Origin of the sequence: Klebsiella grimontii, from assembly GCF_900200035.1 — a bacterium.
Classification (GTDB): domain Bacteria; phylum Pseudomonadota; class Gammaproteobacteria; order Enterobacterales; family Enterobacteriaceae; genus Klebsiella; species Klebsiella grimontii.
On sequence record NZ_FZTC01000022.1, the window covers coordinates 177,953 to 192,946 of the forward strand.

General features: G+C 54.7%; 9 protein-coding genes. 3 read left to right on the forward strand and 6 right to left on the reverse strand.

Features of this window, described 5'->3' with window-relative positions; all coding sequences use genetic code 11:
* Nucleotides 1-45: 45 nt before the first annotated feature.
* The 4 genes from alkB to KOSB73_RS21565 form a co-directional block, all read right to left on the reverse strand.
* A complete protein-coding gene (alkB, locus tag KOSB73_RS21550; RefSeq protein WP_049086661.1) occupies nt 46-696 on the reverse strand; it encodes a DNA oxidative demethylase AlkB in 651 nt (216 codons plus the stop codon).
* Nucleotides 696-1,760, reverse strand: coding sequence for a bifunctional DNA-binding transcriptional regulator/O6-methylguanine-DNA methyltransferase Ada (gene ada, locus KOSB73_RS21555; RefSeq protein WP_049086662.1), 1,065 nt, complete (start codon nt 1,758-1,760; stop codon nt 696-698). Before ada ends, alkB begins: the two co-directional genes overlap by 1 nt.
* Nucleotides 1,761-1,832: 72 nt before the next feature.
* Nucleotides 1,833-2,885: an FAD:protein FMN transferase ApbE gene (gene apbE / locus KOSB73_RS21560; protein WP_049088477.1), complete on the reverse strand. Its 1,053-nt coding sequence runs from the start codon at nt 2,883-2,885 to the stop codon at nt 1,833-1,835.
* 102 nt (nt 2,886-2,987) lie between these two features.
* Nucleotides 2,988-4,106 carry a porin OmpC gene (locus KOSB73_RS21565; protein ID WP_098140977.1) on the reverse strand — a complete coding sequence of 373 codons (1,119 nt, stop codon included), beginning with the start codon at nt 4,104-4,106 and terminating at the stop codon, nt 2,988-2,990.
* 771 nt (nt 4,107-4,877) lie between these two features.
* Between KOSB73_RS21565 and rcsD the strand changes: the two genes are divergently transcribed.
* Nucleotides 4,878-7,538, forward strand: coding sequence for a phosphotransferase RcsD (gene rcsD, locus KOSB73_RS21570; protein WP_064410752.1), 2,661 nt, complete (start codon nt 4,878-4,880; stop codon nt 7,536-7,538).
* A gap of 16 nt (nt 7,539-7,554) precedes the next feature.
* Nucleotides 7,555-8,205: a response regulator transcription factor RcsB gene (gene rcsB / locus KOSB73_RS21575; protein ID WP_004103995.1), complete on the forward strand. Its 651-nt coding sequence runs from the start codon at nt 7,555-7,557 to the stop codon at nt 8,203-8,205.
* A 43-nt stretch (nt 8,206-8,248) separates the two neighbouring features.
* Here the strand turns inward: rcsB and rcsC are convergent, their stop codons facing one another.
* A complete protein-coding gene (rcsC, locus tag KOSB73_RS21580; protein WP_049087162.1) occupies nt 8,249-11,095 on the reverse strand; it encodes a two-component system sensor histidine kinase RcsC in 2,847 nt (948 codons plus the stop codon).
* Between the two features lie 131 nt (nt 11,096-11,226).
* Nucleotides 11,227-13,860, reverse strand: a complete 2,634-nt coding sequence (gene gyrA / locus KOSB73_RS21585) for a DNA topoisomerase (ATP-hydrolyzing) subunit A (RefSeq protein WP_098140979.1) — start codon at nt 13,858-13,860, stop codon at nt 11,227-11,229.
* Nucleotides 13,861-14,045: 185 nt separating this feature from the next.
* On the opposite strand from gyrA, the gene ubiG reads away from it, so the two are divergent.
* Entirely contained in the window at nt 14,046-14,774 is a 729-nt protein-coding gene (gene ubiG / locus KOSB73_RS21590) for a bifunctional 2-polyprenyl-6-hydroxyphenol methylase/3-demethylubiquinol 3-O-methyltransferase UbiG (protein WP_024359235.1), read from the forward strand.
* Nucleotides 14,775-14,994: the final 220 nt, after the last annotated feature.

The window sequence follows — 14,994 nt, forward strand, 5'->3', positions numbered from 1 at the left end:
GCAGTTTAAACTGCTCGACGATGACAGCAAGAATAATTCTTATTTTTATTCTTTATTACCCGCCAGGCGGAAAGTGAGATTGTAACGACAGGCGCCGGTCTCCGGATGGATGCCCTCTTTGAGCGGCTGAATACCATGGTAAAAAAGCCGCGATTCGCCGCCCCAGACCACCACGTCGCCGTGCTCCAGCAGCACCCGCTGTAGCGGATCGTTACGCCGCAGCCCGCCGAACTGAAATATTGCCGGCAGCCCCAGCGAGACGGAGACAATCGGCGCCCGCAGGTTATGCTCGTCTTTATCCTGATGCAGCGACAGCTTCGCGCCGGGCTGGTAGCGGTTGATAAGACAAGCATCCGGGGTAAAGCGCGCATAGCCGGCCGCCGCCGCGGCCTCTGCGGCCAGCTCGCGGAAAAGCGGCGGCATTTGCGGCCAGCGCTTGCCGGTCAGCGGATCGTCGGCAGCATAAAGATAGCCGTGCTGGTTCGTGGTCCAGCCCAGCTCGCCGCAGTTGGTCATCGCTACCGACATCGTGTAACCACCGGGGGTGACCATCTGGCGAAAAGGCGAACGACCGGCAATCCCGGCGATTGCCTGCAACAGCGCCGGGGCGCGTTCTCGGGCGTAGCGGCGCAAAATTATCGCCCCCGGAGCCAACGGCTCCTGCCAGGGCGGCGTATCGGCAAAAAGATCGAACATTATTTCTCCTCGGATGACGCTTCTCGTGCCAACAGCAGCGCCTTGCGCGCCGTTCCCCAACGATAGCCGGATAGCGCCCCATCTTCGCGAACGACCCGGTGGCAGGGAATAACCAGCGCTAGCTTATTAGCGGCGCAGGCGCTTGCCACCGCTCTCACCGCGCGGGGGCGGCCAATACTTTGCGCGACCTGGCGATAGCTGCGGGTCTCCCCCGCCGGGATCTGACGCAGCGCCTGCCAGACCTGAAGCTGAAAAGCCGTGCCGCGCAAATCCAACGGCAGGGAAAACGGCTGCCGGTGGTCATCAAGATGGGAAAATACCTGCGCCACCCGCTGACGAAAAGCCTCGTCGCCCGGATGCAGCCGCGCATTGGGAAACAGGCTGGCTAATTCAGCACAGAGCAAGGCATCGCTCTCTCCCGGTAGCACGGCGCACACGCCCCGTTCACTCTCAGCCACCAGACAGCGTCCCAGCGGACCATCGCCGCATACCCAGGTAATATCGAGATCCTCGCCGCCGCGGCGAAACTGGCGGGCGGTCATCCCCAGCGCGGCATCTGCCTGCTGATAGTAGCTGCTATTGTCCGGGAAGCCGGCCGACAGCGCCGCATCGGTAATTTTCGCCCCCTGCCCCAGCGCTTCGCGTAAACGGCGAGCGCGCCAGGCCTGTTGCCAGGCTTTAGGGGTCATTCCGGTGACGGATTTAAAGAGGCGGTGAAAATGAAAGGGACTGAGCGCGGCCTGGCGCGCCAGTGCCTCCAGCGTCATCGGCGTTTCCTGCTCCAGCAGACGGCACGCGGCGGCCACTTTCTCTACCTTCTGCTGCTGCGGGTCGCTTTTTTCCGGCTGGCAGCGTTTGCACGGGCGAAAACCTTCCGCCTGCGCGGTTGCAACGTCAGGGTAAAAGCGAACATTTTCCCGCAGCGCGCGACGCGAACGGCAGGTCGGACGGCAGCAAACGCCAGTGGTCAGCACGGCAAAAACAAACTGACCATCGGCGCGGGCATCACGTTCGCATACCGCCTGCCAGCGGCGCTCATCGGTATCAATCATTATCGGTTTCATCACGGACTCCTGCTGTAAGTGTATCTGCAGTCTGGGCCGAAGTCCGTTAACAAAAACCCGAAATCTTGCGCTTTAATTTTTCTCGCCGACGAGGAACGCGCGGAACTGCGGCGACATCCAGGTTTTAAACCCGTCCCCCTCTTTGACAATCATATACACCGCCAGCCCCTGTTCGCGAACCACGTCCTGCGCTTTTTCCGGCCCCAGCACCATCAGCCCGGTATCCCAGCCGTCGGCCTCCAGCGCCGTCGGAGCGATAACGGTCACTGAAACCAGTTTATGATCGATAGGTCGCCCGGTCTGCGGATCGATAACGTGCGAGATGCGCTTACCGTCAAGCTCATAGTAGTTGCGGTAGCTGCCGGAGGTACTGATGCCATGTCCGTTGATATCAACGATCGCCTGCACCGCGTTTTCACGATCGGTCGGCTTCTGGATAGCCACCCGCCACGGCTGCCCTTCCGCATTCATCCCCCGGCTCACCAGCGCGCCGCCCACCGAGACCAGATAGCGCGAGATCCCTTCCTGCTCCATCAGGCGCGCCAGATGATCGGCGGCGTAGCCTTCACCTACGGTAGAGAGATCGACGAACAGATCCGGAATGTCTTTTTGCAGATACTGTTGGCCGGCCTGGTTGATCACCATCAGATGCTGTAGTCCACTGCGCGCTTTTGCCGCGGCGATCTGCTGCGGATCCGGCGTTTTGACCGGCTGTTTATCCGGGCCAAAGCCCCATAAATTGACCAGCGGCCCGACGGTGATATCCATTGCGCCATGGGTTTTTGCGCCAATTCGCAGCGACATCGTCACGATATCCGCCATCGCCTCGTTGACCGGCCACGGCGATGTACCCGGCGAATGGTTAAAGCGCATCAACGCTGAATCGTTCTTCCAGGTGGAAAGCAGACGGTCGTCAGCATCGAGCTGAGCCTGCACTTTCTGGCGCAGCGCCTCGGCCTTCGCCTCATCAAGGTTGATGACGCTGACCCGCCAGAATGTGCCCATGGTTTTACCCTCCAGCACGGTGGCGGCGGATTTTGGCGTCTGGGGAGAAGTGGCTGAATCACAGCCTGAAAGTAATACGCAGGCGCCGAACAGGGCGGCGCGAAAAAAAGTAATATCCATAAAATTGGCTTCCTCTGGCTAAGGCGCAAAGAGTACACCAGCAAGGTTAAACCGGGCATAAAAAAAGGCGCCATCGGCGCCTTTTTTCAAACTTCAGCGTGCTTAGAACTGGTAAACCAGGCCCAGAGCAACGATGTCGTCGGTAGAGATACCGGCACGACGGGTAAATTCGTTGTCGTCCAGCAGGTTGATTTTGTAGTCAACGTAGGTGGACATGTTTTTGTTGAAGTAGTAGGTCGCGCCTACATCAACATATTTCAGCAGATCCTGATCGCCGAAACCTTCGATGTCTTTACCTTTGGACTGCAGGTAAGCCACGGACGGACGCAGACCGAAGTCGAACTGGTACTGAGCAACCACTTCGAAGTTCTGCGCTTTGTTAGCAAAACCGCTGATGGAGTCAGAATCACCGCTACCGCTGAAACGAGTAGCATTATAGGTCTGGGTGTACTGAGTCGCCAGGTAGATGTTGTTGGCGTCATATTTCAGGCCACCGGTGTAGGTTTCAGCATTGTCACCACGACCTTTGGACAGGTTATTCTGATCGCCATTACGTTTAGAGTGAGAATACGCGAAACCAGCGCTGATACCGTCGTAGATATCATAGGTCAGAGAGGTGCCGTAGCCGTCACCGTTCTGTTTCAGAGCGCCACGACCGTTGTTGGTCGGGGAAGTACCTTCACCGCTTACGCTGCCGTTTTTACCCTGATACTGCAGAGCAAAGTTCAGGCCGTCAACCAGACCGAAGAAGTCAGAGTTACGGTAGGTTGCCACGCCGTTAGCGCGAGACTGCAGGAAGTTGTCAGAACCGTAGGTGTCGCCGCCGAATTCCGGCAGAACGTCAGTCCAGGAAGTTACGTCGTAAACAACGCCGTAGTTACGACCGTAGTCGAAAGAACCCGCGTCGCCGAATTTCAGACCCGCAAACGCCAGACGAGTCCACGCCTGATCGCTGGAGCTCTCGGTGTTGTTAGCCTGGACGTTGTATTCCCACTGGCCGTAACCGGTCAGTTGGTCATTGATCTGGGTTTCGCCTTTGATGCCCAGACGCATGTAGGTCTGGTCGCCATCTTGGCCTTTGTCGTCAGAGAAATAGTGCAGACCGTCGATTTTACCGTACAGGTCTAATTTGTTGCCATCTTTGTTATAGACTTCAGCCGCATTCGCTGCGCCCGCTACCAGCAGTGCCGGTACCAGGAGGGACAGTACTTTAACTTTCATGTTATTAACCCTCTGTTTGTTATATGCCTTTTATTATTGCCACTGCTTACTGATTACCCTTCTAATCAGTCGGCTATTTCATTGTGCTGCAAAATGCAGAATAATCCAACAAGAATATGATACTAAAACTTCTAAGATGTTTCAAAATACCCACAAGATGTTTCAATTTGTAAATGCAAGGGAACTTTTTTTCCGCACAAAAAGCTCATAAAAATAAGCACTAATAATCAAAAAATAAAAATTATCAATAAACGTCAACGAGTTACACAGTTACACACCTATAGCACTGAATGGTAAAACAAAATTCTCATCTGGGACTAAAATTAATCCCGCTATCATCATTAACTTTATTTATTACCGTCATTCAGTTCTGAATGTCTGTTTACCCCTATTTCAACCGGATGCCTCGCATCCGGTTTTTTTTACCCTTCTTTACACATCTTTAATTATTCCCTGCTAGCCGCGAAAAAAATAACGGTTATTAATCAAACAACTTACGGCTAAACCCAGGGTCATTTATATAATTTCTTGTTATTTAGTGCTATTTACATTCTCGAATCCGTAAATAATTGTACAAAAACCACCGGGGCGTACATCTTTGTACGCCTTATTGGTTTGAGATAAATCTCAAGGCAAAAAAGTCATTGTAGGGTATTCAGATGTATGGATTTTGCACGTTAACCTTTATACTGTTCGTAGCATCTGCGCTGCCCCCGGTTAACTTGGTGCAACAGTCCGTTTACACACACTGATGAGTCGTACTCTCACACGATGACCCCGAAAAAATTTTCCCTGATACCCGGCAACATTACTCGCTTCTTTATTCTCATGGTCATCGTCCTGCTGGCGACGATGGGGGTCATGATCCAAAGCGCCGTTAACACCTGGCTAAAAGACAAAAGCTACCAGGTGGTCGATGTCAGCTACGACTTACATAAACGCATCGATACCTGGCGCTACGCCACCTGGCAGATTTATGACAATATCGCCGCGACCTCGTCCAGTTCAGCCTCAGAGACAGGGCTCCAGGAAACGCGATTAAAACAGGATGTTTACTACCTGGAGAAACCCCGGCGCAAAACGGAAGCGCTGATTTTTGGCTCGCATGACGGCTCAACGCTGGAAATGACGCAAAAGATCTCCAACTATCTCGATATCCTGTGGGGCGCCGAGACGATTCCCTGGTCGATGTATTACCTGAACGGGCTTGATAACAGCCTGATTCTGGTTTCAACGCTGCCCTTAAAAGATCTCTCTTCCAGCTTCAAAGAGTCGACCATCAGCAGCGTCGTCGAATCACGACGGGCAGAAATGCTGCTTCAGGCCAACACCTTAGATGAACGCGAGACCTTTTCGTCGCTGCGCCACCTTGCCTGGCAAAACGGCTACTACTTTACTTTACGCACGACATTCAACCAGCCCGGTCACCTGGCGACCGTTGTCGCCTTCGATCTGCCCATTAACGATCTCATTCCTCCCAGTATGTCGCTGGAGAGCTTCCGGCTGGAGCCCGATCCGTCGCAAAGCGTCAACAGCAATCCGGATAAAGAAGCCGCCGACATCGTCAGCATTAACTTTAACGGCCCGCAGATTGAAATTCTCACCACCATTAATACCACCGGTATGCGTCTGGTCTGGATGGTCCCCTTTAGCGAGCTGATTCTGGAGTCCTTGCAGAGTATCTTACTGCCGCTGTTGCTGAACATTGGTCTGCTGGCGCTGGCGCTGTTCGGATTTACCACCTTCCGTCACTACAGCGGCCGCAAAAGCATCGTGGGAACGGCGGTCTCTTTGGTAGCCAATAATGAGCTGCGCGCCCAGCGCGCCATTCACGAAGAGATTGTTTCCCTGCTGCCGCTAGGGCTGCTGGTGCACGATCAGGACGCTAACCGTACGGTGATAAGCAATCCGATTGCCGATCATCTGCTGCCGCATCTGAACCTGCAAAACATCATTAACATGGCCGATCAGCATCAGGGCGTGATTCAAGCGACGGTGAACAATGAACTGTATGAAATCCGTCAGTTCCGCAGTCAGGTTTCGCCGCGTACGCAAATCTTTATTATTCGCGATCAGGACCGTGAAGTGCTGGTGAATAAGAAGCTCAAGCAGGCCCAGCGCCTGTATGAGAAAAACCAGCTGGGCCGCACTGCTTTTATGCAGCATATCGGTACGGCGCTGAAGCAGCCGGCGCAAACGCTGGCGGAAGAAGCCGCGGCGCTCGGCATAGCCGAAAGCCGCAAGCTGGCCCAGCATGCGGATGAACTGGTCCAGCTGGTCGATGAAATACAGCTGGCAAACCTGCTGGAGAGCGATAGCTGGAAGAGCGCACAGGGTCTGTTCTCCATTCAGGAATTGATAGATGAAGTGGTGCCTGAAGTCCTGCCCATCATCAAACGTAAAGGTCTTCAACTGCTGATTAACAACGCGCTGCCGGCCAATGAGCAACGCTACGGCGATCGCGACGCCCTGCGCCGCACCCTTTTACTGCTCATCCGATACTCGGTTACCACCACGCCTATTGGCAAAATCACCCTGGAAGTGAGTAAAGATGAATCAGCGGATGACCGCCTGACCTTCCGTATTCTGGATACCGGCAACGGCGTTTCGGCGAACGAAATCGACAATATGCACTTCCCGTTCCTCAACGAGACGCAGGCAGACCTTTACGGTAAAGCCAATGCCCTCACCTTCTGGCTCTGCGATCGCCTGACCCGCAAGCTAGGCGGGCAGCTCAATATCAAAGCGCGCGAGTCGCTGGGCACCCGCTACTCCCTGCATCTAAAAATGGCCGCCAGCGCAGAGGAGAGTGATTCAGGGGAACATCTGCTCGATGAGGTCGTGATACTGCTTGATGTGACGGCCAATGAAGTCCGCCGTATCGTCACCCGCCAGCTTGAAAGCTGGGGGGCCACCTGCATCACGCCGGATGACAGAATCACAAGTCAACAATATGATCTCTTTTTAACGGATAATCCGTCTAATCTTACTGCTTCGGGCTTGCTTTTAAGCGATGATGAGGTCCGGGTTCATAAGATTGGTCCTGGTCAGCTCCGCGTGAATTTTAATATCAGCGCTGCGATGCAGGAAGCTATCCTCCAGCTGATTGAGCAGCAGCTTGCAGAGGAAGAGGAGCACCCTTCCTCTGCCGGTAGCGAAAGTAACGCCGAACTGCATGCCAGCGGCTATTACACGCTGTTTGCTGACACGGTACCAGATGATGTTAAGAGGCTGTATAATGAACGGGCAACAGGCGATTTCGCCGCGCTGGCGCAGACCGCTCACCGCCTCAAAGGGGCGTTTGCTATGCTAAATCTGGTACCCGGCAAGCAGTTATGTGAAACGCTTGAGCATCTGATTCGTGAAAAAGATGCGCAAGGCATAGAAAAATATATCAGCGACATTGACGTTTACGTCAAGAGCTTGCTGTAGCAAGGTAGCCTAATACATGAACAATATGAACGTAATTATTGCCGATGACCATCCGATCGTACTGTTCGGTATTCGTAAGTCACTTGAACAAATTGAGTGGGTGAACGTTGTTGGCGAGTTTGAAGACTCCACGGCCTTAATCAACAATCTGCCAAAGCTGGACGCACACGTCCTGATTACCGATTTATCCATGCCCGGTGATAAATACGGCGATGGCATTACGCTTATCAAATACATCAAGCGTCATTTCCCGGATCTGTCCATCATTGTCCTGACAATGAATAACAACCCGGCGATCCTGAGCGCGGTGCTGGATCTGGACATCGAAGGGATCGTCCTGAAACAGGGTGCGCCAACCGATCTGCCTAAAGCGCTGGCCGCGCTGCAAAAAGGCAAAAAATTCACCCCGGAAAGCGTTTCGCGCCTGCTGGAAAAAATCAGCGCCGGCGGTTACGGCGACAAACGTTTGTCGCCTAAAGAGAGTGAAGTACTGCGTCTGTTCGCCGAAGGCTTCCTGGTCACCGAGATTGCCAAAAAGCTCAACCGCAGTATCAAAACCATCAGTAGCCAGAAAAAATCGGCAATGATGAAGCTCGGCGTGGAAAACGACATTGCCCTGCTGAACTACCTCTCTTCCGTTTCCCTGAGCTCCACGGACAAAGACTAACGTCTTCCTTCCCGGATAGCGCTGCGCTATCCGGGAAACTGCCTTACTCCCTTCCCTTACGTACCCGTGCGGCGTAGACCGTCAGGGTTTGCTTGATAATATCCAGAGTCACCGGCTTAGAAAGGCAGCTGTCCATCCCCGACTCCAGGCAGCGCTGCTTCTCTTCCGCCAGGGCGTTGGCGGTGACCCCGATCACCGGCAGCGTGAGTCCCAGCTGGCGTATGCGCTGGGTCAGGCGATAGCCATCCATATTCGGCATGTTGACGTCGCTAAGCACGATATCAATATGCTGCTTGCTCAGAACATTCAGCGCATCGACCCCATCATTTGCCGTTACGCACTGATAGCCCAGCGATCCCAGCTGATCGGCCAGCAGACGTCGGTTAATGGGATGATCGTCCACCACCAGGATCATCATGTCATCATTGCTGGTGGTTTGCGCATCCGCCGCGGATAGCGCGGGCCCGTTTTCCGCGCTGGCCACGGCGATATGGAAGATGCGTCCCAGCAGCGGCAGCAGTTCATGCGGCGTGGCCACGCTATGCAGCCATTCGCCGGGCGCCCGCTCCTGCGGAATACCGATATGGCGTCGACAGAAGATCACCATCGCACCGCCGGGCCAGGCTTCACGCGCCTCGCTATCGGTCAATAAAATATCTTCCGCTCCCGGCGCTTGCCCCGCATAGCGGCGGACCGGGATACCGTGGTAATTCAGCAGCTGCTCAACGAACAGCGCCAGCGAGCTATTATCAATCGCCAGCCAGCAGCATTTTTCAGCCAGGCCGTCAATCAGCAGCGGCGGCGTATTTTGTACGCCATACAGTGGGATACGAATGGTGAACCGGCTGCCCATCCCGGGCTCGGTTTCAACGGCAATATCGCCATCCATCATGCTGATAAGCTTTTCACAGATCGCCAGACCGAGTCCCGTCCCCTGGAAGTTGCGCTGCACGCCGGTGCCGACCTGGAAGAACGGATCGAACAGGCGTACCACCTCTTTCGCCGGGATCCCCTCCCCGGTGTCTCTGACGCTGATTTGCAGATAGTCGCCCGCCCGTTCCACGTGCAGAATAATGCAGCCGGTATCGGTAAACTTAATCGCATTACTTAGCAGGTTGGAAATAACCTGCTGCAGGCGCATGGGATCGCCGGACATCAGCTGCGGTACGTCAGGCTCAATAAAGCAGTACAGCCCCAGCTGCTTACGCACCACCAGCGGCAGATAGTTGGCGGAAATATGGTTCATGACCTCGCGCGGCGAAAACTCCCGCGGCTCAATTTTGAGCTGCTCGGACTCAATTTTTGAGAAGTCGAGAATATCGCTAATAATTTTCAGCAGCAGGCTGGAAGAGTTGTTCATCGCCGTCACCAGGCGATCGACGCCCTTCGGCAGCTCTTTGGTCTGCAATAAATCAAGGTTACCGATAATTCCGTACAGCGGCGTGCGCAGTTCGTGACTAACGGTGGCGAGGAACATTGATTTCGACTGGCTGGCCTGCTCTGCGGCCTGGGCCATCTCCTGCAGCGACTCCTCCATTTTGACGCGCGCCGAGACATCCACCAGCACGCAAATCGCCACATTCTCATTACGGTAGCGCGAGTGGACAAAGCTGATTTGCAGGTTGGTGTTATTGCTGGTCAGCACATCGACAAAGTTCACCTGCTGGCCGCAGATAATTTGCGTCAGCCGCTGCCTGTCCTCGTGGGTTAACATGTTGAGATAGTTATGCGCCAGCTCGTTACTCAGGATGTTGGTGCCGTCGAGCGTACGTAAAATACAGATCCCCACCGGCGCGGAGGCAACAATTTTTCGGTTGAACTGCTCATGCTCTTCCAGCCGCTGGGCGTCATTTTCTGCCGGAATAAAAATCCGCCGTTCATACATGCGGGCGAGGACAAAAAGGAGGACGCCGGTCAGCAGATTGAGCACCACGGCGTTCAGTATCAGCATCCGGATGCGTTCCAGCACCTGATCCACCGGCACCGAATAGACAATGCTCAGGGATGATGGCGGCAGGTTTTTTTTCATCGCCAGCTCGCGAAAACCGGCGGTATAGCCGAACCACAAACGCTCCTGCATCCACTTCGCATCCGGTTTAATATTGCTGTCCGACCCGGCAAGCGAAATCAGCGACTGACCGTTATCGTCGAGGATAGTGACGTTCATCGGCAGACTGCCGGGGGTAAAGAAGCTTTCCATACGGATGGTTTGCTCAACGCCGAGCATCGCCTGCAGGCGATTCGCCACATAGATTGGGGTCAGCGCATAGAAATAGCCCACGCCCGGACGCACGCCCTGGCTTATCCAGAACAGATTGTTACCGCGCTCGTTTTGCGGAGCGTCGCGATACTGCTCAATCCGCTGATGCAGTACTTTTAACGCATGGTCCCGCTCCAGCGGAATATCACGCAGGCCAAAGTTGGCCATACACAGATTGTCGCTGCCAATCAAAAAAATACGATTGAGGTCGTAGGCCGTTGAGAAATTGTCGCGCCAGTAGCGCATAAACCACGCCAGTGACTGTAGCGAATTACGCCAGGTCGTACTCATCAGCGCGCAGTCGGAATCCGGGTAGAGCGGTTCAAAATTAGGTATCGCGATATCGCCGCGCTGAACCGGCGTATCGCCGCCTTCGCCGCCGTCCATCGGCCGGTTGCCCGCAACGTACTTCAGCTCTTTGATCACGTCGGCCGTACGTTGGATATAGCGCTGCGCCTGATCGGCATTGAGGTTAAATTCCTGGCGAATTTCCGATTCGCGATCGTGCAAAGCGTTGACGATGTAAAACACCGACACAAAAGCGACCAGCACCCACAGCAGTACCGCCAGCGCTCTGAACAGATAGCGTGAAACCTTTAACGTGTTATGGAAAGAAGCTAGATATTTCAATGTGGCGATGCTCGGCCGTCAGGGGCTCAACAGAATGGCGTTAAGGTAACGATAAAACAACGGTCCCGCAACGGGAAAACAAAAAGGGTCGGGGATAGCCCCGACCCTTTCAGAACAATTACCGCAGAGAATTACTCTTCGTCTTCGGCAATATCATCGTCGGTATCCGCTTCCGGCGCGATATCCTCATCGCCTTCCGCCGCGCTGCCGTCGATGGCATCCAGCTCTTCGTCATCAACCGGCTCAGCAACGCGCTGCAGGCCAACCACGTTTTCATCTTCCGCGGTGCGGATCAGAATCACGCCCTGAGTGTTACGACCGACAATGCTCACTTCAGAAACGCGGGTTCGTACCAGCGTGCCCGCATCGGTGATCATCATAATCTGGTCGCAGTCATCTACCTGCACCGCGCCCACAACGGAACCGTTGCGTTCGGTGACTTTGATAGAGATAACGCCCTGGGTCGCACGCGACTTGGTGGGATACTCTTCCGCCGCGGTACGTTTACCGTAGCCGTTCTGCGTGACGGTCAGGATGGCGCCTTCGCCGCGCGGAACGATCAGCGAGACCACCTTGTCATCGCCGGCCAGCTTGATGCCGCGCACGCCGGTGGCGGTACGGCCCATCGCGCGGACGGCGTCCTCTTTAAAGCGCACCACTTTACCGGCGGCGGAGAACAGCATGACTTCGTCCTGACCGGAGGTCAGATCGACGCCTATCAGTTCGTCGCCTTCGTTAAGGTTAACCGCGATAATACCGGCGGAACGCGGACGGCTGAATTCGGTCAGCGCCGTTTTCTTCACGGTACCGCTGGCGGTGGCCATAAAGACGTTCACGCCCTCTTCGTATTCGCGGACCGGCAGGATCGCGGTGATGCGCTCGTTGGCTTCCAGCGGCAGCAGGTTGACGATCGGACGACCGCGCGCGCCGCGGCTGGCTTCCGGCAGCTGATACACTTTCATCCAGTAGAGACGACCGCGGCTGGAGAAGCAGAGGATCGTGTCGTGGGTGTTGGCCACCAGCAGACGGTCGATAAAGTCTTCTTCTTTGATACGCGCCGCAGATTTGCCTTTACCGCCGCGACGCTGCGCTTCGTAGTCGGTTAACGGCTGATACTTCACGTAGCCCTGATGCGAAAGGGTCACGACAACATCTTCCTGGTTGATCAGGTCTTCGATGTTGATATCGGCGCTGTTAGCGGTGATCTCGGTACGGCGCGCGTCGCCGAACTGTTCACGGACCAGCTCCAGCTCTTCGCGGATAACTTCCATCAGGCGATCGGCGCTGCCCAGAATATGCAGCAGTTCCGCAATCTGTTCCAGCAGCTCTTTGTATTCGTCGAGCAGTTTTTCATGCTCAAGGCCGGTCAGTTTCTGCAAACGCAGATCCAGAATCGCCTGTGCCTGCTGTTCGGTCAGGTAGTACTGGCCGTCGCGCACGCCGAATTCAGGTTCCAGCCATTCCGGACGCGCGGCGTCATCGCCTGCGCGTTCCAGCATCGCGGAAACGTTGCCCAGATCCCATGAACGGGCGATTAAGCCAGCTTTCGCTTCCGCCGGCGTCGGCGCGCGGCGAATCAGCTCAATAATCGGATCGATGTTGGCCAGGGCAATCGCCAGCGCTTCAAGGATGTGCGCGCGATCGCGGGCTTTACGCAGTTCGAAAATCGTACGGCGGGTCACCACTTCGCGGCGGTGGCGCACGAACGCGGCAATAATTTCTTTCAGGTTCATGATCTTCGGCTGACCATGGTGCAGGGCAACCATGTTGATACCGAAGGAGACCTGCAGCTGAGTCTGCGAATAGAGGTTGTTAAGCACCACCTCACCCACCGCATCGCGCTTCACTTCAATCACGATACGCATGCCGTCTTTATCAGACTCGTCGCGCAGCGCGCTGATGCCTTCGACGCGTTTGTCTTTGACCAGCTCAGCGATTTTCTCAATCAGGCGCGCTTTGTTCACCTGATACGGAATTTCATGCACGATGATGGTTTCGCGACCGGTTTTCGCGTCAGCTTCCACTTCCGCGCGGGCGCGAATGTACACTTTACCGCGACCGGTACGATAGGCCTCTTCAATGCCGCGGCGACCGTTGATGATCGCGGCGGTCGGGAAGTCCGGGCCCGGAATATGTTCCATCAGCCCTTCAATGCTGATGTCTTCGTTTTCAACGTAGGCCAGACAGCCGTTGATCACTTCGGTCAGGTTGTGCGGCGGAATGTTGGTCGCCATACCTACCGCGATACCGGACGAACCGTTGACTAACAGGTTCGGGATTTTGGTCGGCATAACGTCAGGGATCTTTTCCGTGCCGTCATAGTTATCGACGAAATCCACCGTCTCTTTTTCCAGGTCGGCCATCAGTTCATGGGCGATCTTCGACATACGGATTTCCGTATAACGCATCGCTGCGGCGGAGTCGCCGTCGACAGAACCGAAGTTACCCTGGCCATCTACCAGCATGTAACGCAGGGAGAATGGCTGCGCCATACGTACAATGGTGTCATACACGGCAGTATCACCATGAGGGTGGTATTTACCGATTACGTCACCAACGACACGGGCAGATTTTTTATAGGCTTTGTTCCAGTCATTGCCCAATACGTTCATGGCGTATAGTACGCGACGGTGTACCGGCTTCAGGCCATCTCGGACATCCGGCAGCGCACGGCCAACAATGACCGACATCGCGTAATCCAGATACGAGCTCTTCAGCTCTTCCTCAATGTTGACCGGTGTAATTTCTCTCGCAAGGTCGCTCATCTAACCGCTATCCCTCTACTGTATCCCGGATTCAAAGGTCGCAAATTATAACACACCCGTAGTGATACGGGTAAACCTATACCCAATGATTTTCGCGCGGCGGAAGGCGACAGGGATAGACGGTTTATTCATCCCTGAGGCCTGATATACTCGCGGGTCTGAACTGAACAGGAGTAAAAGCGCCCATGAATGCCGAAAAACCGTCGGTGGCCCACAATGTTGATCATAATGAAATCGCTAAATTTGAAGCCGTCGCCTCGCGCTGGTGGGATTTAGAAGGCGAATTCAAGCCGTTACATCGCATCAACCCTCTACGTCTTGGCTATATCGCGGAGCGCTCCGGCGGCCTGTTTGGCAAAAAGGTGCTCGATGTCGGCTGCGGCGGCGGCATTCTGGCTGAAAGCATGGCTCGAGAAGGCGCAACGGTGACCGGTCTGGATATGGGTTTCGAACCGCTACAGGTGGCCAGGCTGCATGCCCTGGAGAGCGGTATTCAGGTCGAATACGTCCAGGAAACCGTTGAAGAGCACGCGGCGAAGCATGCCCGGCAGTATGACGTCGTCACCTGCATGGAGATGCTGGAGCACGTCCCGGACCCGCAGTCGGTGGTCCACGCCTGCGCGCGGCTGGTCAAACCCGGCGGCCAGGTCTTCTTCTCGACTATTAACCGTAACGGTAAAGCGTGGCTGATGGCGGTCGTGGGCGCCGAATACGTTATGAAGATGGTGCCAAAAGGTACCCATGACGTGAAGAAATTCATTAAACCGGCGGAGCTGATCGGCTGGGTTGATGAGACTATTCTGAAAGAGCAGCATATTACCGGTCTCCACTACAATCCGTTGACCAATACCTTCAAGCTGGCGCCAGGGGTTGATGTTAACTATATGTTGCATACAACGGCGAAAAAAGCATAACGTCAGCTGTATTTCCTATGATGATTGCGCGGCATCAAGCCGCGTGATTTTTTCTTCCGATGAAGAAATCAGCACTCGATCAAATTTTCATTTTTTTTTCTGATTTATTGACATCTTCTCCAGGCCTTATGTGGCGTGGACTTGGCGATTATTACCCTTCCGCAACCTCAATTTAACCTCAAAATCAACTCTTGTACTCAAAAGAATCCTTACTAGAATA